We start from the raw sequence: 19,108 nt of genomic DNA on the forward strand, positions 1-19,108 counted from the left end.
AGGAAAACAGCAAAGAGGACAGTGCCAGTAGCGCTGTCCTCTTTTTTATGCAGCAGCATTGCTTTTTCGGATAAATTTATGACGACATGACGATCGTGGCGACGAGCTGTGTGACAAGCGCAGCTACGATCATGGAAATACTGGAGACAGTGCCTGAGATCGGACTGATTTCAAACGCCTTGGACGTCCCTGCGCCGTGCGCACTTGTGCCCAGCAGGACACCGCGCGCGATATCATCGGAAATCCGCAAGTAAGCAATAATGTACGGCCCGATGATGGAACCGAGCACTCCGGTCATCAAGACGAGCACGGCGGTAATCGAAGGAACGCCCCCGATCATTTGCGATACGTTCATGGCGATTGGCGTCGTGATGGAACGCGGCAAAAGGCTGTAGAGCACTTGCTGATCGGTATGCAAAAGCAAAGCGAGCACAGCGGAGGAGATGACGGCCACCGCCGAGCCGGACACGACACTGATCATGATTTGTGCCGCGTGTTTCTTCAATAAAGGATAGTGCTTGTAGAGTGGCACAGCAAAGGCGATAGTCGCAGGCTGGAGCATGTACGCCAGCCATTTTCCCCCTTCGTTGTAATCAGCGTAAGGGATTTGGGCGCACAGCAGCAGGACAACCAGCAGAAGCGGTGTGAACAAGATAGGCGAAAAGAGCATAATCGGTCTATAGCGATAAAGCCGTTTGGCCGTCAAATAAATGACGATAGTCAGCAAAAAGCCAATCAGTCCGGTCATCATGAGCGTGTATGCCCCTTCCGCTTCGAGATGCTTTGGGCGATCAAGCCGCTGCAGACCATGACGAACGCAGTGCCGATCACGATAATCAGAACAATTTGCAGCCCTTCATGCAGCATCAGGCTTTGGTACGAGACAATGCCGACAGACGGCGGAATAAAAAACAACAGCAGCTCTGCCAAAAGCCATGCGGCTCCGGTTTCAATCCATTCCAGCCGCAAAATTTTGGCCTGGAGCAAGAAAAACACAACAAACATCCCCAGGATGCTGCCGGGGATTTTCCAGCCGAGCGCAGAAACAAGCAGGTTCATCAAAACAGACATGAGAATGAAAAATGCTACTTGCCCCGCGATGATAATCAGTCTTTTCATGATGGTCCTCTCCCTTTGGGAAAAGTGTACATCAGCTTTTTTCATAGGTAAAATGCATATATAGAATGAGTAACATTCATCTTATCTATAGAAGAAACGGAGCGAAGAGCGGATGGACATTCGCCATTTGCAATACTTTTTGGAGGTAGCGCGGCATAGCAGCTTCACCAAGGCGGCAGAGTCGCTGTATATTACCCAGCCGACGATCAGCAAGATGGTGCGCAATCTGGAGGAGGAAATTGGCGTAGAGCTGTTTGAGCGGGTCGGAAAGCGCATCACGTTGACCGATGCGGGATGGGTTTTGTTCTCCCAGGCGGAAGTCATGGTGAAATCGTTCGAGAATATGAAAATCAGGTTGGCAGATTTGATGGAGCTAAAGCGCGGAAAAATTCGCATCGGGCTGCCGCCGATGGTAGGAGCGAGCTTTTTTCCAAAAGTCATCGGGAAGTTTTGCGAGCAGTATCCGGGGATCGAGTTGGAGCTGCTGGAAGTCGGTTCGAAAAAAGTGGAGGCAGATGTCGCATCGGGGATGCTGGACAGCGGTGTCGTTTTGCTGCCGACAGATGAAGCGCTTTTTGAGTCGTACTCGTTCGTCAACGAGCAGATTCGCGTCGTGGTTCACCCGACTCATCCATTGGCCGAGCAGCAGGAGGTATCGCTGATCGAGCTTGCGCAGGAGCGCTTTTTGCTGTTTCACGAAGACTTTTCCTTGCACAACCGGATTATTGACGAGTGCGTGCGAGTCGGCTTTCACCCTGCGGTCATGTACAAAAGCTCTCAGTGGGACTTTCTCTCGGAAATGGTGGCAGCCAATGTCGGGATTACCTTGCTGCCCCAAACGATCTGCCGGGAGCTGGACCCGCGCCGTTTTCACAGTCTTGCGCTGGTCAATCCGACGATCCGATGGCACCTCGGGATGATTTGGCGCAAAAACGCCTATCTCTCGTATGCGACGCGCGAATGGATTCGCTTCACGAAAGAAAGCTTGCCCCATATGAAAAGCAAGGCTTCATCTTCTGAATGAAGCCTTGCTCGTATGGGAGTGGCCGCAGTTGGCTGCGACCGAAAATGGTATGCATGTATATGGTAGAAAAGGCGGCTGGTTGATAGGAGCAGCCTGTTACAACAATGGGAATGGTCGTATAGGAAAAAATGAAATTATTATTTCGTATTGCGAAGTTTTAGAAACCAACAGATTGATTCAAGGCGCTTACAGCCAGATTGTATTGATAAAGAGCGTCGGCAGCTTTGGTTTCGGATTCGAATAATTCTGCTTCTTTGTCGATCAGGTCATTCAAAGAGCCTTTTTTATTGTTGGCGTAATCGTAAAGAGTTTGTTCGTATTGTTTGGCAGCTTCTTCTTTGGCAGCGTTGCTTGCTGTCAGTGCAGCTTTGGCAGCTGCCGCTTTTTCGTAGGAATCGCTGACTTCCAGACTCACTTTTTGTTTGAGGCTTTGCAGCAGCAGCTCTTCTTTGCGCAGGTCGTTGCGCGCGATTCTTCCTTTATATGTGCTTCCCGCGGAGTATTCTGCCGTAAAATCGGCTTTGATTTGGGCGTACTCTCTTTTCGCTTCGGCTTCGATCATGTCAGGGCGTTTTTGGTAGGCCAGAGCAAGAGCTTCTTCCACTGTATTCAGCGGGGCAGAGGTCAGTGCGCTCGTTTGCAGCAACCACTCTTTGTCCTGTTTTTCATTCAGCAAGCCGTTGAGCTTGGCCAATGCTTCCTTGTAGCTGCTTTCCAGAGCGGACAGCTTGTCTTTGGCGTCATTGTCATCGGCCCAGTATTGGCGCTGGATGCTTTTCTTTTGCACCTTGATTTTTTCTTCCAGGGCGCGAACTTCAAAATATGCTTTTTGGACATCGAGGCGCAGAGCGTTTTGCTTGGTGGCAAAGGAAGCTTCACCGACGAGCAAATCTTTTTTCGCTTCAGCTTCATCTCCGTACTTGTCAGAAGCTTCACTCAGCGAATTGACGTCATCCTTTTTGATTGCCGCTGTGTCTCGAAGGGTCAGGAGAGACTCATAGCGAGTGGTTTCGTAATCGAGTCTCGCCAGTTCCAGGTCAACACTGTTTTTCAATGCTTGCTCAACAGCGTGATCGAGAGAGAGGGGAGCTACTGCTGTTTGTTCCACCGCCGCTGCGAGAGGGGCTGCCAGAGCCAGGTGCGAGCTGCCGACAAAAAGAGCAGTGACCAGTGTGGTGCTGTAAAGATGTTTGGACAACCGGGACTTCATTTACAAAGCCTCCTTCATTTCACGAGTAATGAAAACGATAATCATTATCAATTTTCATGAACAGTATATATTTCCAACCTGATGTTCGTCAATACGAAATCGAGAGTTGGAATGATAGAAAACATCATTTATCAATCAAAGAGTTTAAATAATTTACAAATTTTGTGTAAAGGCAGCGTGCAGCAAGAAAGGCATCCAGATAGCGGACGCCTTTCTTGCTATGAGCTTGGTCAAAAGTAAAGAGGAGAGAGCCGCTGATCTATATAAAAGGCAGTCTGGAGCTTGCTGCCTAATTCATCAGATAAAAAGGAGGGAAAATGACGAAAAAATATTACGTGAAGCGAAATATTAGAAACCGATCGATTGATCCAATGTGCTGACAGCAAGGTTGTATTGATAGAGCGATTCAGATGCTTTGGTTTCTGCTGCAAACAGGCTTGCTTCTTTTTCGATCAAGTCTTTCAAGGCTGCTTTTTGACTCGTGTAATCCGACAAAGCTTGCTGGTATTGCTTGGCTGCTTCGTTTTTGGCAAGGACGCTCTCAGCCAATGCTTTTTTCGCCGCGGCGACCTTTTCGAAAGAGTCGGCTACTTCTTGATCGACTTTTTGCTTCAGTCGTTCCAGCACCAGGTCGGACTTGCGCAATTGCTTGACGGCTACTTTGCCTTTATAGGTGCTGATGGGCGTGTAATCTTTCGTGTAGTTAACTTTGACTTCGGCAAAATCTTTCTCGGCGACAGCTTTCATCATGTCAGGCCGCTTTTTGTAGGCTTGCGCTTTGGCTTCTTCCAGAGTGGCAACAAGCGGTGCGGACAGCTCGCGGGTTTCGAAGCGCCAGGACTTGTCCTTTTTTTCGTTCAGCAGATCGTTGAGTTTGGCCAATGCCTGCTTGTAGCTGGTTTCCAGAGCGGACAGCTTTTCTTTCGCTTCGTCGTTCTCCGACCAGTATTGGCGTTGGATGCTTTGCTTTTGCAGCTTGATCTTTTCTTCCAGAGAAGAGACTTCAAAATACGCTTTTTGCACTTGCAACTGCAAATTGTTTTTTGAGGTTTTCAAAGTGACTTCGCTAAGCGCCAGGTCTTTTCTCGCTTTGGCAGCGTCTTCGTATTTTTTCTTGGCATCATCGAGCGTATTGACGTTTTCGAGCTGGATGGCCGCTTTTTCTCGCAGCGTATAGAGCGTTTCATATTCCGTAACATCGTAATCTATTTGCAGCAGCTCAAGGTCGATGCTGGTTTTCAATGCTTGCTCGATCGCACCGTGAAGAGACAGAGGAGCGGTCTGGGTTTGTTCTGCGGCTGCAACGACTGCAGGAGCGGCCATAGCCAAATGAGTATTGCCTGCAAGAAGCGCGGCAACCAGTGTAGTGCTGTAGAGATGCTTCGATAACCTGGACTTCATTATGGGGCCTCCTTGGGAATAGGAAAAGAGTTTGTCGATAACGATTCTCATTATCAAATTTTCATGAACAGTATATATTTCCAGTCTACATTCGTCAATATGTAATCATAAGAAAGTTGATCGGAAAAATAAAATGAAACAATAAAAAAGCTCCCTCGACGTGAGGGAGCCTGCAATGACTTGTTTGGCAAAGCTATTTATTTTTCGTCCATGCTGAAATCTACTTTATGGAGCGGAACAAGCTTGCTCTTTTTCGTATACTTGTAGACAAGCCAGACGATCAAAAACAGCGGCAAGCCAACATAGGAGACGAACACGCCGTTCCAGTCAATCTCGCCGCCGATAAACGCCGAGTAGTTTTGGCCGACAATGACGACGCAGCAAATAATAAAGGCGAAAATCGGGCCAAACGGGAACAGCTTCGCCCGGTATGGCAGCTCACGCAGGTCGCGGCCTTGGGCCAGGTACGCTTTGCGGAAGCGGTAATGGCTGATGGCAATGCCGAGCCAAGCGATAAACCCGGACATGCCGGATGCGTTCAGAAGCCATACGTACACCTCGCCATCTCCAAACAGGGAAGACAGAAACGCCAGCGCACCGATGGCAGCCGTCATGATCAAGGAATTGATCGGGACGCCGTTGCGAGTGACTTTGGCAAACCATTTTGGCGCTTTTCCTTCCTTCGCCAGCACCCACAGCATGCGGGTGGATGCGTACATGCCGGAGTTCCCGGCAGACAGCACGGAGGTGAGGATGACCGCATTCATCACAGAGGCGGCGAAGGCAAAGCCGGCTTTTTCAAAGACGATCGTAAACGGGCTGATGGCAATATCGGTAATATCACCGCTGATCAGATTCGGATTGTCGTAAGGAACGAGCAACCCGATAATCAAGATTGCGAAAATGTAGAAGAGCAAGATGCGCCAAAAAATCTGGCGGATCGCTTTCGGGATATTGCGCGCAGGGTCTTCGCTCTCACCAGCGGCCACCCCTACAAGCTCGGTTCCCTGGAACGAGAACCCGGCAATCATGAAGACGCCGAGAAGCGCCATGAAGCCGCCATTGAACGGTGCATCGCCTTTGGTGAAGTTTTGGAAGCCGACTGCTTCGCCACCCATAATGCCGAAGATCATCAAAATACCAATGATGATAAAGACGACGACGGTGACTACTTTAATCAAGGCAAACCAGTATTCGGATTCGCCGTAGCCTTTGACAGACAACAGATTAAGAGCAAACATAAGGACGAGGAACAAGGCACTCCACAAAATGGCGGGAGTATCCGGGAACCAGTATTTCATAATGAGAGCTGCGGCTGACAGTTCGACCGCAATCGTAATTGCCCAGTTGTACCAGTAATTCCAGCCAAGCGCGAAGCCGAGTGACGGGTCGACGAATCTGGTGGCGTAGGTGGAAAAGGAGCCGGATACAGGCATGAAGGCGGCCATTTCCCCAAGACTGGTCATCAAAAAGTAAACCATGATACTGATAGCGATGTAGGCGACCAAAGCGCCCCCTGGTCCGGCTTCGTGAATCGAGCCTCCACTCGCCAGGAACAAGCCCGTACCGATGGAGCCGCCGATGGCGATCATCGTCAGGTGGCGGGCTTTCAAACCACGTTGCAGTTGATTCTGTGACATAAGATGCTTGCACGACCTTTCGAAGATTTTGAGAAGGTCGGTCGGAAACGAAAAAACCGCCAATAGCCAAAAAACGGCATAGGGCGGTATCATCCAATCCCCACCAAGCCTTCACTGAAGATAGCACACCACGTTTGCCCGGCAAGCAAACGTGACAGTTCTGTCCCTTTCGGGTACAGCCCCAGCCCACGCGCACAGAGATGCGATATGAGCTTCGGCGGCTTTTCCCTTTCCTGGAGTCATAGATTTCTTCTGAATCTCGTACAGGATGACATAAAAGCCGCGACCTCTACCCTCACCGTGAAAGATGAGGATAACATGTATGAAGTTGATTTATTTATCAACTATATAAGATTGATCGTTATTAATCAATGAAAAAAGTTGTGCTGCAAAATATTGCTAGAGTGGGAGCAAGGGCTATAAAAACGACCTGCGCGCAGGCCAGGAGCCTTGCAGCTTGCGGATTTGCACGATTTGTCCGGTATGAAAAGCGTCGTGCAAAATGATGCTCATCACGCTTTGCCCGATGGAGATGGTGGGCAGCGGCTGATCGAATGCATCGCCGGAAAGGGAGCGGAGCTTTTCTTGAATGCCGCGATGTACTTCTTCCATGCGCTGCACCGCCGCTTGCCAAGCTGCTTCGTCGTCTGGCGCTCCGGATGGTTGGAAGGTGTCATCGTTCGTCTCAGCCGTACCAGGAAAATCCGTACCGGATAGACGGTGCAGCAAACGCTCTTTGAAATAGAGCAGATGACTGAGATTTTCCCAGATCGTGTTCGCTGCCTCTCCTTCGGGACGCCAGCTGGCTTGGGCCACGGTCACGCCATCCAGGGCGTGCTTGAGCGGTGGATACCAATCTTCTTTGTCATACGTGCACTCCCATTCATGAACAAGCAATTCCATCCGATTCATGTGTTTCCTCCTCGTCTGTCAAACAGATTGGTGAAGCGCTATAATGGCAATAAGAAGAAGTTTGTAACGTTCAAAATGAATTTCGTTGGTTACAAAATGATCTTACCATATGTTGGTGTTACCTACAAGAAGCGAAAATAGATGGGGGAAGAGAAGTGTGCAATGGCTATGCATCGATTTTTTAAACAGCGATTGGCGTGACTGGCGCGGGACAGGCCGCAAGGAAAATCGCCTGGCAAAGCGTGAATGGCAGGAATGGTTTTTGCAAGAGCACCAATTGCAGGCACCGCTGCCGCTTGACGAGGAAACCGTCGCTGTTCTTGTGCAATTTCGCGAGTATATGCGAATGCTTTTGGAAAAGGTGGTCAGCGGGGAGGCATTGCTGCAAGAGGAGTTGGAGCAACTGAACGAGACGCTGGCAAAAGCTCCGTTTTACGTTCGCGTCGTGCCTGGTGAAGAGGAAGCAACTTATGCGCAGGAATGGCATAGCGCGATTGAAGGATGGCCACTGGTCATGGCGCGGATCGCCGGGTCTTTTGCCACGCTGTTGCTTCCGTCCCATCTGGAGCGGATCAAGATTTGCGACAACGAGGACTGCCGCTGGGTGTTCTACGATGAAAGCCGGAACCGGGTGCGGCGCTGGTGCGACGATAAAATGTGCGGCAATCTGATGAAGGTACGCCGTTTTCGGGAGCGGCAAAAGGAGAAAAAATGAGCGAAGGAAAAGGGGCAGAGAAACAGACTGCGCCTTTTTTCATGTCTGGGCAAAAGAGCAGGGAGAAGCCCACGATCTGCTGTCGCTGCCATCGCTGTAGCAAACGTTTCGCGGCATGGGAAGCGTCATGCTTTCAGTATGTGTAGCCCGCGAATCCGCAAATGCAAATGACGTACATGGAAAGGAAAATGGAGGCATAATAAGAAGCAGGTAACAAGGGACCGGAAGCGAGGTGGCGGGATGAGTCGCAAACGGAAAATATGGCGCAGGGCACTGGTTTTGCTTTTGCTTGTAGGAGCGTGTACGGCGATCTGGTATTTGCGTCCTTACCAGCACGATCAGGCTGCCAAAGATGCGATGCAGGGCGGGGAAGGCATCACCGTTATCGATACGGGGGACTGGATTGCTTTTGAAGGCGGGGAAGCCCGGGAGCCAGGGCTGATCCTGTATCCAGGTGCTTTGGTCAAATCGGAGAGCTATGCACCGCTGGCACGAGCTTTGGCTGGTTCCGGATATCGGGTATTCGTAGCGAGAATGCCGCTGAATTTGGCTATCAGCGATGTCGAGCGAGCCAATCAAGTGTTGAAAGCATATCCCAAGCAATCGTTTGTGATCGGCGGGCACTCTTTGGGCGGAGCCATGGCAGCCCGGTTTGCGGTCCAACACCTCGATCGGATCGATGGCGTCTTCTTTTTGGGAGCCTATCCGGACAAACGGGGAGATTTGCAAAAAGCGGAAATACCCGTCTTGTCCTTGCTCGGATCGCGGGATGGCGTGGTGAATCGGGAAAAGTTTGCGGCCAGCAAGGCATTTTTGCCGGAGAATGCGGTATTCATGACAATCGAGGGCGGCAATCACGCGCAGTTCGGCAGCTATGGCGCGCAGGAAGGCGACCAGCCTGCTGCCATCACTCCGCAAGAGCAGTGGCAGCAAACGGTAGCGGCGATCAAGGATTGGCTCCTGTCAGACGTCATTCCCCGAAAGAGAGATAATGCCGGAAACGACTCCGGTAATCCGGATGTTTTCGGAAGGTAACAGGAGCGGTTCGTCTGTCGGACGCGTGGTCGTAAACAAGCATTCTACCGGATTGACATCTGTTGCGATGCGGACGAGAAACTGGCCTTCCTGCCTGATCAGGACGGGCCTGTCTTTGATCGGTTCCATGGAGAAGTCGGAAATAAGCAAAGCGTCTCCGGGAAAAATGCCGAGGCCGGAAAGACCGTCATCTTGCATGATCAAAGCGAATCGCGCCACGTGATAGCTCGCCACTTCAATGGACGGACGCAGCGACAATTCCTCATCCTGGTCGAGTGGCAGCTCGAAAAAACGGCTGCTGTAAGCGTCTCCCGCTATAAAGATTCGTTTCACGAAAAATCGCCTCCGAAAAGATGGTCAAAAATGCCTGGACGGTCTATCAATCAATCGTAGACGGGAAAGCCTTTGGCGTACAGGCGGCTGAGAATCCGGTCAAAGCGGGTGCGCGCGAGAGCAAGCGGGACCTGAAAGCGGCTGGCCAACAGCACAGGTGCCTGGTAGCGGGAGCAATCCGCAAGCACAGAGCCCATCATGAAGAGCGGGAGCAAAAGGTGCTCGGCAAAATGATTCGCCTGCGATTCCTGCCAATCGATCATCCATTCGCTGGACTGCGGCTGTACTCCTTCATGCAGGAGCAGGTGCCCAAGCTCATGCGCGATTTTTACCCGCTGGGTCGCAGGGTCGAGACGTTCATCTACCGCGATGATGTAGCGATTCGGCAAGCTGGGATGGGCGTGGGCGCGGCTGCGGCCGTTGATGAAATGGATTTCGATGCCGTATGTTTCGCACAGTTGCGCGAGATTGATTTGTTCGGGCAGCTCCATGCCATGGTGGCGCAGCAAAAGATAGACGCGGCTTTCCAGCCAGGTTTGCGGTTTGCCGATTTCTTGTAAAAGGGAAAAGTGCATCAGGAACCTCCTGAAAAATTGGAACGTACGTTCTGTTTTGTCTCGAAAAGAAAACCCCTCTGTGGGGTTATTTTTTTTTCAGCTCTTCCGTGATGTCAAACAGGGAAGGCGGGCGTGATTCGCGTACCTGGCGAGCTTTCCACTGCTTTTTCAGGTCGTACCAGTAGCGGCGGATTTCTTTCTTCTCTTCTTCAGAAGCTTCCAGATACCCATCGAGAAAATAGTAGTCGTCCGGGTCGTCGATTCTCTCCTGCAATAGCTCGTCCAGTGAACGCTGGCCTGTCTGCGCAGACGAAGAAGCCACATAAACAGCGCCGTCTTCGGTTCGTCCCAGAAGCCAGTCGGTCGTAACCTCCAAAATATCTGCCAGCTGCATCAGCATGTCATTGGGAGGGGTGCTGTGGTTATTTTCGTAGTTGCTGATCGTGCCCTTGGTCGTGCTGACACGTTCGGCCAGCTCTTCCTGAGTCAGACCTTTCGCTTTGCGAGCTGTGCGTAAGCGCTGAGATAGCATGAGCGCCAGTCCTTCCGTTACAGATGTACAACTATATTGTACTAAAAGACAAGAAAGAAAAAAAGTATGTATGAAAATATTGTATTTTTCATTTGACATACAAGTATTTTGTACATTAAGATGCTTATGTAACGAAGATGAGAACGTGTGTTCTGTTTGTGAAAGGAGGTGGACACGTTGAACGAAAAAGTGTCTGCGCCAGCGTACGAGCGCAGAGACGCAGCGCAGTGGGGGCAGAGAAACCACGAAAGCAAAACAAAAGCCAAAAGGAAGAGGTGAGGACACATGAAACAAAAATCGTTTGTGCTGCTGTTACTGCTGGCTGTAATCACAGTCGTTTGCCTTCCGGGAAGGGCGGTTACGGCAGCAGCAGATCCACTGGCTGACATCTACCAGCTGGATCAGGAGTTGTTGAAGCTTTCGCAGACGCTCGACTTTTTTCAGGAGGTCGCTACCAAGAAGAACAACGAGCCGCTTGCCAAGCAAATTGGCGAGGAAGCGTCCGTGTTGTTCGAGCAGGCCAAAGCGCTTCATCAAATTAAGGAAGCGCCTGGTCAAACGGAACGGGCTGCAAAGCAAGCGGCTGTAGAAAATCAGCTGTCGGTTCAAAAAACACCGCTTGCCGAATTGGTTGAGACGTACAACGAAAAGGCAGATGCCTACTGGGAGCAGCTCATGCCAGAGTTATCCGCTGCCAGGACGGGAAAAAACAGTGCGAAGCAGGCGAAATTGCATGCTGCTGCTGTCAATGCTACTGCTACTGCCGCCGCCGTCTTGGACCCGTTTGAGCCGAACGACGATGTTGGCAGTGCTTACCCGATTACGCGAGGAAATATGTACAATTCCAAGCTGTCGTGGAAGCAGGACACTGATATTTATCGCTACGATTCGGGAGCGCAAAGCGGACAGGCAACGGTTACCTTGTATGTTCCTGACGACGTGAACTACGACCTGGTTGTGATTGAAGCGCCAAACAAGGCGATCGGCACCAGCATGAAGCCGACACTGGGACAAGACGAGATCATCACATTCCAGATCGAGCCGAACAAGACGTATTATTTTTCCGTGTTCAGCATGGACCGTCACTTTAGCGAAACTGCGGAATACACGCTTTTGCTCAGCGATGTGAAGGCGGTGCTTGCGCTCAATCAGCCTGTCGATATCAGTTTGCCCGCCGGAGAAGTGCCGGCTTACCGCTTCACGGCTCCTGTAACAGGCAACTATCGGCTGTACACAAGTCCGTACGGCGGATTTGGGCCGCTGTTCGATACCGTTCTGCTCGTGTCTCGCGACGAAAAGCTGCAGCAAGTGGTGAGAATCAATGACGAGGCGACTCCGGGCGCGCTTTTTTCGGAAATCAACACACCGCTGGAAGCGGGAGTGACGTATTTTGTGTGGGTCTCTTCTTACGACAAGCAAAAAGGCGTTCACGCCCGATTGACAGCGTCGTTGGATACGAAGGCAACGGTGGCTTCGCCTGTGCTGCATGAAGCGGCTGCAAACGACGGCAGCCTCGCGGAACAACAGGTCGTCACGATCAGCAACGGAATTTTGACTTCGGACGCAGCGAGTGCCGTGTCTGTCAGCAACGTTCCGGCTGGACTTACGCCAGTTGTCACAAGGAACAGCAACTCGATGCTGACGATTCAGTTTGCGGGGAAAGCAGCCACGCACGAGAGCAAGCACAGCGTCCAGAACTTGTTCGTCACCATCCCGAAAGCCAAGGTAGCGGGGATGGATGCGGACGTGGTAGTAGGCCCGTTTGCCATTGAGTTTTCCGACACGGAACCGTTTTTCATGAATGCTCCCAAAGATCTCAATCTTGGGGCAGGCGCGAAAAAAATCGTGAAGTTTACACCGCCGTCCTCAGGCAGCTTCGAGCTGTATACGAGCTTTTACGGCGACAATCCGGCGGAAGGGACAAGCAATACGCAGCTCGCCATCTATGAGGATTACGCGGGCACGCGCCTGATTGCGGCCAATGACGACGGGGATCAGCCGCCATTTTCCAAGGTGCGACTGTCCATGCAAAAGGGACAAGATTATTACGTCGTTCTGTCAGCGGCAGGAAACGGCGCGGTGCATGCGCGACTCGCAGCCCGTTATTTGGGAGTGGAATACATCTACAACGCCAAAGGGCAGCTTGTACAAATCAAGCAAAACGGCAAGGTTTTGGCCGAGTATACGTATGACGGAAACGGAAATCTCACACGCAAACTCATTCATCAATAAGAGGAGGGATATGATGCGACATAATCGTTGGATCAAAAAGATAGCAAGCGTCGTGCTGACCAGTTCGCTGCTCATGCCGAACATTGCTGTTGCCGAGGCGAATCTTTTGCCGAAGCAGGCAGCTTCCCGTGCTGCGGATGAAAGCGCCACGACGAAGAAATGGCTTTCCGCTTATCAGGCAGCTTTGCAGGCCGGAGCGGGAGCAAAGGAAAAGCAGCCGGATGAGCAGCCGACCTACACAAAGGCAGAGGTCATGAAGCTGGAGTGGGGGCCGCTTTCAGCCGAAAGTGTCTGGCAGTTGTACCAGACTGGTGACAGAAAATTGCTGCAACTTGCGGCGTATGTGCACCCGCAGCTCGACCAGTTTTTGTCGCATAACGAGCAGGTCGACAAGTATCAATGGCTGGACGAGGCGTTCCAGAAGAAGATGGACGGCCTAACGGCAGCCGAGAAAAAGCAGTTGGCGGCGTATGCACCACAGGTTGTCGCTTTGCACGAAAAAGGCAAGGAGGTGGCTGCGGCGAAAAAAGCGCTCTCGCCAGCAGGCAAGGCGCAAGCGACAGAAAGCGCAGCGCCTGCCACACAAGCCGCGTCTGCACTGGCAAGCATCCCCGATGCCATGTTCGAAACGGAAGGCTTGACCTACAAATACCAGCGCACCAATACGGACAATCCGGTGGACGAGCTGTACCGGGCGGCAAACGTGCAGGAAGTGGATGTGCAGCTGGAAGGCAAGCACGGCATGGACTTGACGGTCGAGCGCCGCTACTCGTCGCTGGATGCGATGACGGAAAGGATTTACTTTTCCACATCAGGCAAAAACAAAACAGCTCCGCTGCAAGGAAACAACGATGGTTTGCCGGAAGGGTGGAGCTTTAATTTTCCGCAGTTTCAGGAAGTGTCCAAAGAAAACGCGAAGTGCACGTTCCGGTCGGATGATTCCAAATATACATGCGGTGCGGTCAGTGAGGGAAAGCGCTACATTTTTACGTTGGAAGACGGGACGATTCTTGAGTCTTCTTCTATCAAAGGGGAATGGGTGAATACGCCGTACAAGCCAAATGCCGGCATGGGGTCCTACCGCCAGCCTTCCGGGGAGTTTGGCGAGAAGCATATTGTGACGCTGTCCGTAGATGGCAACACGTATGAATTTGGCGAGGATCATAAATATCGCAATGATGAGCTGTATCGGATTTTCCTGGTCAAAAAGACGAATGCCTACGGAGATACCATCCGCTACCGCATTCCTGAGGACTACCAGGATTCGATTCGAATCACAGACAGCGTCGGCCGCCTGATCGTTATGGAGCGAGGCGGTGGTGCCGTTCTCAAAGTTTACCAGGATGACAGCGAGACAAAATTGCTGAAGTATCTCGAATACGATTCGGATTACGCTACCAACAAAGATCGGGTTGTCGAGCATAGCGTCACAGGGGGAGAAAGCAAGGTCATTGCCGAGTACAGCTATCTCGATCCGAAAACATACGGGAAAGCCGAGTTCGATCTGCATGCCGGATATAGCTTCCCTGCGCCGAATGGCGTGATTGACTTCAACGACGGCGGCCTGGAATCTACCGCGTATACGAATCTCGACAAGGAGAGAAGAAACACCGTCGAATACAAGCTGCTCAAGCAAGTCAACTATCCGGTCGAAGGCTTGTCCATGACCTATACGTACAGCTTGTACCAGCCGGATGCTCCAGGGTTCCTCGACCGGGGCGTTACACGGATTTATCACGACAAGGAAGCGCTGACGTACACCAGCTATTTGCCTGTCACAGCGGTCAATTTCCGTTTTGCGAAAACGCCGCATCCCGATCAGCCTGGCACAGAATGGTATTCGTATACCAAGTATTATCCGCACATTACAAAAGAAATCTGGAAGTCGCCCAAAGCGCAATCGGTTCGGTTTGCCAAGCAGTCGCTTGCCAGAGACGGGGCATTGGTCGTGTCCAGAACGTTGCAGGACGGGCTGCCAAGTGAAGATAAAAGCTACACCCCTAACCAGGATCGCAATTTTGTGCTGCAATCGGTCAAAAATTACGTGGGCAGCGGAGCAGATAACGAGACGATTCAAGGAGAGCTTGCCCTGACAGAAGACGGCAAAACGTACCGCTACGCGCCGGCGAGCTACACCAGCTATTTGTACAGGGGACGGGATACAAAACCGGCTTATGTGTACAGCTTCATGGGCCGCCCTGCTTCCATGACTGCGGATGCGGACATCTACGCGTTTCTGCTCGCTCCCAATCCCGATCGGCTGGACAAAGTCCAGGCAAGGCTTGGCCGCTACGCGTTAGTTAGCGAATACAGCTACAACTCGCACGGGGAAGTGACCAGAGAGGTCGATCCGAAAGGCAACGTGACGTTGCGGGAGTACGTCCAGCCGATTTGGCAATCCGGGCTGCGGATGCCAGCGAGCATAAAGAAAACGGCTGCGGACAACCCGAGTCATTTTCACGAGGAAACGTATACGTATACCGATAAAGGACTTTTGGCAACGGAAAAAATCGTCGACTCTTACCCGGACGGGGCGGGAGCCAAGGTGGTGCAAACAGACCGCACCTACACATACAACGACAAAAAACAGCTCACCTCTGTCACGGAAGCGAGCACAGGACCAGATGCGAAAACCGTGACGCAAAAAATCACTGCCTACGAGCCGATGGGCCTGTACCCTGCGGATATGAGCCTGGAGGTGGAAGTGGCGACGGGGCAGAAGCAAAGCCTGTACCACGTCTTTGGTTATGACGGACTCGGCCGCCTGACCGCTCGTGCTTATCCGGATAACACCGTTGTTCAGTACGAGTACGACTTGCTCGGCCGCCGAACAAAAGAAAGCGTGACCAGCAAGCAACAGACGAGGACGACGACGTATGCCTACGACGACTCTGCGCGCAAGGTGACGATGACGTTGCCAGACAGCACGAAGCTGGTGACGCAGTTCACGCCTTACGGGGAAGTGGAGTACAAGGCGCAGTTGGGCACGGACGGCACTGTGCGCCCGCTGCTTTACAACACCTATTCGCTGGACGGCAACCATCTTTTGTCCAGCGCTCCGTACGCTGACAACAATCGGGCGACTACGTACGTCTATAATGCTGACGGCAGCGTCTGGCAGAAAAAAGACCCGGTCGGCACCACCGTGTACTTGACCGCCAACACGGTCAACGACGGAACCAGCTATGCGCCGGCGCTCACCCGCCTGACCTTGGCGCCAAACGGCTTGCAAGCTGTGCAGTACCACGACCGCTACGGGCAACTGGAAAAAGAAGTCCAGCGGGCTGGGGATGGCGTGCAAAGCATGACGACCAAGCTCGTCCGCAACGCTTTTGACCAGGTAACGAAAAAGACGGAAACAGACCAGACAGGCAAAAGCCGCACATGGGAGTATCGCTACACCAATGACGGCAACATCACCAACCTGCTCGATCCCGAACAAAACCGCTACCAGTACGAGTACGATGCCCTCGGCAATCTGGTGACTGTGACGGAAAATCAGGTACTGACGACAAGAAATCATTACAATGCCCTGTCGTGGAAGCTGAGCGAGCAGGACGTGCCATCTGGCGCGACCGAATCTTATTATTTTAATCAGAATGGTACGCTGAACACATTTACCGACAAGACAGGAAATCGCCACTCTTATCGATATACGCCGTTTAACGAGTTGGCAAGCCTGATGACCCGCAACGCTTCCGGTACCGTGACCAATTTGGAAACCAAAGACTACGTTCCGAATACGTCACTGGTCCAGAAAGAAACAAACAGCAATGGGGCGGACATCACCCCGACGGCCAGCAACTACCGCGAGATCACGTACAGCTACGATGCCTTCCAGCGCTTGAAAAGCCAGACCGTTTTTGGACGCACCTACCAAATGGGCTACACGGATCGCGACGATCTCATGGATTCGTTGACGTACCCGGATGGCACAGCAATCGCTTATCGATATGATCATGCTGGTCGTCTCATCGAGGCCAACAGCGGACTGACGGGAAAAATCGAGTACGCTTATGTCGTGGACAATACCGGAGAGCAAATCAAGGCGGCATATCCGAATGGTCGCAGCAACAAGCGCAAAATCGATTCTTTCGGGCAAGTTCAAACTGTTGTGCACGAGAAAAATCAAGCTGCGGTCTGGAATGAAGCGAGCCAATATTCTTTTGGCAACGTGGTGTCCATCCAGCGCAACGGCACGACTCTTCAGTACGAATACGACAAAATCGACCGCTTGACCAAGGAAGTGGCTCCCGGCACGACGAATCAATACTCATACGACGGCCGCGGCAACCGCTCCGCTTTTGCAGGCACTTTGCCAACCGAATCCGGCAGCTTCACCTACGCCTTCGATGAGCGCAACCGCCTGCGCGGCGTCTTGAACGAAACGACAGGCGAGACGTCTGCCTACACGTATTACAGCGACGGCCTGCGCGCCACGAAAACGGAGAACGGTGCGCAAACCAAGTACGTCTACCTGAGCGGCAAAGTCATCGAAGAACTGGACGCAACCAACGCGCTCAAGGCGCGCAACGTCTGGGGCAACGAACTGCTATTCCGCCAGGACGCTGCGGCTGGCAAAAAGGGCTACTACCACTACAACAGCCACGGAGATGTCGTGGCAATCTCGGACGCAACTGGCCAGGAGCTGAACACGTACACATACGACACGTGGGGAAATCTCACCGCCAAAACGGAGGCGATGTCCAATCCGTATCAGTACAGCGGCGAGATGTACGAGGAGAAGACCGGGTTCTACTATTTGCGGGCGCGGTATTACGATCCGAAGGTAGGACGGTTTGTTTCGGAGGATACGTATAAGGGGCAAGTGGAGAATCCGTTGTCGCTGAATCGGTATACGTATGTTTCAAATAACCCTCTTCGATATATTGATCCGTCTGGGCATAAACAACTCGAATTTGCAGATGGTGCATCAGAACGGGTTAATTCCGCTGGTTTAAATTTTGAAGATGCAGCTTTGTACTGGGCGAAAAAGACGGTAGAATGGGCAGACGCTACAGGTGCGGTTCCTTATGATGTCGTAGAGGAAGTTGTACCAGCGGAATATGTTGAGGAAGTAAAAACGATAGTAGGTTGGGTTGGGGCTGCAAAATGGGGCCGTGAATCCGGAGATATGCCAGGGCTAGGAACGGGAGTTGCTGGGGCAGGTGCGGCTGCTGCGACTATCAAAAATACTGGTAAAACTGCTGCTAACAAGGCAACTCAAGCAACAAAGAACACTACTACCTTGTGGGATATTAAGACTACAGCCGATAAAAAGATATCTTATAGATTTGGTGGACAAAACGTCGATGCGTACCGAGACTCAAAAACTGGTTACTGGTGGGCTAAAGACACAACGGGACATGGAAACTCTGCTTATAAAGTATTTAAAGAAGCGAAGGGAGGAAAAGAGCTACATTGGATAGCTGATGCTGATGAATATGGTAACTTTATTTTAGACAAACATAAAAGCTCCACCGGAACCATAATAAAGATTAAATGATTGGAGGAAACTATGTCATTATCTAAAGCGGAAGCTGAAAGATTATTTAATTTAGGGTTTAAAAGACCGGAATTTACCGATGAAGTTTATCCGCAGGATATTTTTGATTATCAAAATTCGACTTGGATAGTCGGAGGGCGCTTATTACCATCGGGTACCCCATTATGTGACGAGAAGATTTACAAAGAAGGAACCTGGATACCCTCTCTTGCAGACTTGATTAGTTGGTTGGAGGAGAGTGATTGCACATTTACTATGTCGTATGGTGGTCTAGGTTACAAGATTGAAGTGACCGATGGTAATAAAAAGAAGTACAAAGGAAAAGGTGGAACTTTAGAGTTCGCTCTTCTCAAGGTGATTTTGCAAGTACTAGAACAGTATGGAGGGAGTCCAGTTGCCAAAAATTATCAAGTAATTGAGGCTGAATTTATAGAAAAGAAAGATCTTTAAAGATAGTAAGTTTTTACCCCAAGCGAGTAACCAACAACTCGTTTGGGGCTTCTTTTTGTTTAGCGACAGGCGGCACAAGAAAAATTATTGAGGCCACTTTAACTCATCAAAGAAAGGTCGTACAATAAAACCAATAACTTACAAACTTGACGAATTGAGAAAGCTTGTTCCACCGAATAGGGGGGAGTGAGCTTTTTTTCATCTCTTAAAACGAAAGGGGAAGGAAAGACAATGGCAAAACGTGGACAGATAGTAGAGGAACAAGCAGTAGAGGAAACGGCGCGTTCGATTGCTCAGGCGCAGGCGGTGTATGAAAAACTGATGAACGAAATTTGGATCGGCTACACTGAATTGGACAATTCTCTTAGGGTCTAGTAGATTGAAATCAAATCGACATGGAACGGAGAGAATGTCATGGGGAAACGTGAGCGTCGGTCATTTA

General features: G+C 51.1%; 16 protein-coding genes and 1 riboswitch. Of the genes, 7 read left to right on the top strand and 9 right to left on the bottom strand.

The window, feature by feature from the left end; translation table 11 throughout:
• Positions 1 to 76 precede the first annotated feature (76 nt).
• Both M2298_RS27200 and M2298_RS27205 read right to left on the bottom strand, forming a co-directional pair.
• Positions 77 to 751, bottom strand: a complete 675-nt coding sequence (locus M2298_RS27200; protein ID WP_122962715.1) for an LrgB family protein — start codon at positions 749 to 751, stop codon at positions 77 to 79.
• A complete protein-coding gene (locus M2298_RS27205) occupies positions 748 to 1,119 on the bottom strand; it encodes a CidA/LrgA family protein (RefSeq protein WP_122962716.1) in 372 nt (123 codons plus the stop codon). The genes M2298_RS27200 and M2298_RS27205 overlap by 4 nt, the downstream gene beginning before the upstream one ends.
• A 112-nt stretch (positions 1,120 to 1,231) precedes the next feature.
• Here M2298_RS27205 and cidR point away from each other — a divergent pair, with 112 nt between their 5' ends.
• Entirely contained in the window at positions 1,232 to 2,143 is a 912-nt protein-coding gene (gene cidR / locus M2298_RS27210; RefSeq protein WP_122962717.1) for a cidABC operon transcriptional activator CidR, read from the top strand.
• A gap of 157 nt (positions 2,144 to 2,300) precedes the next feature.
• On the opposite strand, the gene M2298_RS27215 is transcribed toward cidR, so the two are convergent.
• The 4 genes from M2298_RS27215 to M2298_RS27230 form a co-directional block, all read right to left on the bottom strand.
• The gene (locus M2298_RS27215) at positions 2,301 to 3,353 is read right to left on the bottom strand and encodes a TolC family protein (protein ID WP_173600021.1); all 1,053 of its coding nucleotides are present in this window, start codon (positions 3,351 to 3,353) and stop codon (positions 2,301 to 2,303) included.
• A 348-nt stretch (positions 3,354 to 3,701) separates the two neighbouring features.
• Positions 3,702 to 4,754 carry a TolC family protein gene (locus M2298_RS27220; protein ID WP_173600022.1) on the bottom strand — a complete coding sequence of 351 codons (1,053 nt, stop codon included), beginning with the start codon at positions 4,752 to 4,754 and terminating at the stop codon, positions 3,702 to 3,704.
• A 197-nt stretch (positions 4,755 to 4,951) separates the two neighbouring features.
• Positions 4,952 to 6,394, bottom strand: coding sequence for an amino acid permease (locus M2298_RS27225; protein ID WP_122963244.1), 1,443 nt, complete (start codon positions 6,392 to 6,394; stop codon positions 4,952 to 4,954).
• Positions 6,395 to 6,507: 113 nt separating this feature from the next.
• A riboswitch (Lysine riboswitch) is annotated at positions 6,508 to 6,694 on the bottom strand.
• A gap of 117 nt (positions 6,695 to 6,811) precedes the next feature.
• Positions 6,812 to 7,306: a DinB family protein gene (locus M2298_RS27230; protein ID WP_173598115.1), complete on the bottom strand. Its 495-nt coding sequence runs from the start codon at positions 7,304 to 7,306 to the stop codon at positions 6,812 to 6,814.
• Between the two features lie 157 nt (positions 7,307 to 7,463).
• Here M2298_RS27230 and M2298_RS27235 point away from each other — a divergent pair, with 157 nt between their 5' ends.
• Together M2298_RS27235 and M2298_RS27240 are read left to right on the top strand one after the other, a co-directional pair.
• Positions 7,464 to 8,021 (top strand): CGNR zinc finger domain-containing protein, encoded by a 558-nt coding sequence (locus tag M2298_RS27235; protein WP_122962721.1) that lies wholly within the window; start codon positions 7,464 to 7,466, stop codon positions 8,019 to 8,021.
• Between the two features lie 240 nt (positions 8,022 to 8,261).
• Positions 8,262 to 9,056, top strand: a complete 795-nt coding sequence (locus M2298_RS27240; RefSeq protein WP_217021847.1) for an alpha/beta fold hydrolase — start codon at positions 8,262 to 8,264, stop codon at positions 9,054 to 9,056.
• On the opposite strand, the gene M2298_RS27245 is transcribed toward M2298_RS27240, so the two are convergent.
• From M2298_RS27245 to M2298_RS27255, 3 genes are all read right to left on the bottom strand, one after another.
• Complete coding sequence (locus tag M2298_RS27245; RefSeq protein ID WP_122962723.1) at positions 8,985 to 9,389, bottom strand: hypothetical protein; 405 nt, start codon at positions 9,387 to 9,389, stop codon at positions 8,985 to 8,987. The two genes, M2298_RS27240 and M2298_RS27245, sit on opposite strands and share 72 nt — an antisense overlap.
• A 50-nt stretch (positions 9,390 to 9,439) precedes the next feature.
• Entirely contained in the window at positions 9,440 to 9,964 is a 525-nt protein-coding gene (locus M2298_RS27250; protein WP_063231495.1) for an ImmA/IrrE family metallo-endopeptidase, read from the bottom strand.
• Positions 9,965 to 10,031: 67 nt separating this feature from the next.
• Positions 10,032 to 10,478 (bottom strand): helix-turn-helix domain-containing protein, encoded by a 447-nt coding sequence (locus M2298_RS27255; RefSeq protein WP_063231496.1) that lies wholly within the window; start codon positions 10,476 to 10,478, stop codon positions 10,032 to 10,034.
• A 285-nt stretch (positions 10,479 to 10,763) separates the two neighbouring features.
• Here M2298_RS27255 and M2298_RS27260 point away from each other — a divergent pair, with 285 nt between their 5' ends.
• The 4 genes from M2298_RS27260 to M2298_RS27275 all read left to right on the top strand — a co-directional run bounded on the left by M2298_RS27260 (position 10,764) and on the right by M2298_RS27275 (position 19,041).
• Positions 10,764 to 12,710 carry a hypothetical protein gene (locus M2298_RS27260; protein WP_280649324.1) on the top strand — a complete coding sequence of 649 codons (1,947 nt, stop codon included), beginning with the start codon at positions 10,764 to 10,766 and terminating at the stop codon, positions 12,708 to 12,710.
• A 13-nt stretch (positions 12,711 to 12,723) separates the two neighbouring features.
• A complete protein-coding gene (locus M2298_RS27265) occupies positions 12,724 to 18,216 on the top strand; it encodes an RHS repeat domain-containing protein (RefSeq protein WP_280649325.1) in 5,493 nt (1,830 codons plus the stop codon).
• 12 nt (positions 18,217 to 18,228) lie between these two features.
• On the top strand, positions 18,229 to 18,666 hold the full coding sequence (locus M2298_RS27270; protein WP_173600219.1) for a hypothetical protein: 438 nt from the start codon (positions 18,229 to 18,231) through the stop codon (positions 18,664 to 18,666).
• Positions 18,667 to 18,897: 231 nt separating this feature from the next.
• A complete protein-coding gene (locus tag M2298_RS27275) occupies positions 18,898 to 19,041 on the top strand; it encodes a hypothetical protein (RefSeq protein WP_229049836.1) in 144 nt (47 codons plus the stop codon).
• Positions 19,042 to 19,108 lie beyond the last annotated feature (67 nt).

The organism is Brevibacillus sp. 1238 (genome assembly GCF_029892995.1).
Taxonomy (GTDB): Bacteria; Bacillota; Bacilli; order Brevibacillales; family Brevibacillaceae; genus Brevibacillus; species Brevibacillus parabrevis.

What these genes read in the sequence shown, in the direction of transcription:
- M2298_RS27200 (WP_122962715.1), bottom strand. Translation starts at nt 751, where the DNA reads ATGATGACCGGACTGATTGGCTTTTTGCTGACTATCGTCATTTATTTG.
- M2298_RS27270 (WP_173600219.1), top strand. Translation starts at nt 18,229, where the DNA reads ATGTCATTATCTAAAGCGGAAGCTGAAAGATTATTTAATTTAGGGTTT.
- M2298_RS27260 (WP_280649324.1), top strand. Translation starts at nt 10,764, where the DNA reads ATGAAACAAAAATCGTTTGTGCTGCTGTTACTGCTGGCTGTAATCACA.
- M2298_RS27215 (WP_173600021.1), bottom strand. Translation starts at nt 3,353, where the DNA reads ATGAAGTCCCGGTTGTCCAAACATCTTTACAGCACCACACTGGTCACT.
- M2298_RS27220 (WP_173600022.1), bottom strand. Translation starts at nt 4,754, where the DNA reads ATGAAGTCCAGGTTATCGAAGCATCTCTACAGCACTACACTGGTTGCC.
- cidR (WP_122962717.1), top strand. Translation starts at nt 1,232, where the DNA reads ATGGACATTCGCCATTTGCAATACTTTTTGGAGGTAGCGCGGCATAGC.
- M2298_RS27230 (WP_173598115.1), bottom strand. Translation starts at nt 7,306, where the DNA reads ATGAATCGGATGGAATTGCTTGTTCATGAATGGGAGTGCACGTATGAC.
- M2298_RS27225 (WP_122963244.1), bottom strand. Translation starts at nt 6,394, where the DNA reads ATGTCACAGAATCAACTGCAACGTGGTTTGAAAGCCCGCCACCTGACG.
- M2298_RS27250 (WP_063231495.1), bottom strand. Translation starts at nt 9,964, where the DNA reads ATGCACTTTTCCCTTTTACAAGAAATCGGCAAACCGCAAACCTGGCTG.
- M2298_RS27265 (WP_280649325.1), top strand. Translation starts at nt 12,724, where the DNA reads ATGCGACATAATCGTTGGATCAAAAAGATAGCAAGCGTCGTGCTGACC.
- M2298_RS27275 (WP_229049836.1), top strand. Translation starts at nt 18,898, where the DNA reads ATGGCAAAACGTGGACAGATAGTAGAGGAACAAGCAGTAGAGGAAACG.
- M2298_RS27205 (WP_122962716.1), bottom strand. Translation starts at nt 1,119, where the DNA reads ATGAAAAGACTGATTATCATCGCGGGGCAAGTAGCATTTTTCATTCTC.
- M2298_RS27240 (WP_217021847.1), top strand. Translation starts at nt 8,262, where the DNA reads ATGAGTCGCAAACGGAAAATATGGCGCAGGGCACTGGTTTTGCTTTTG.
- M2298_RS27255 (WP_063231496.1), bottom strand. Translation starts at nt 10,478, where the DNA reads ATGCTATCTCAGCGCTTACGCACAGCTCGCAAAGCGAAAGGTCTGACT.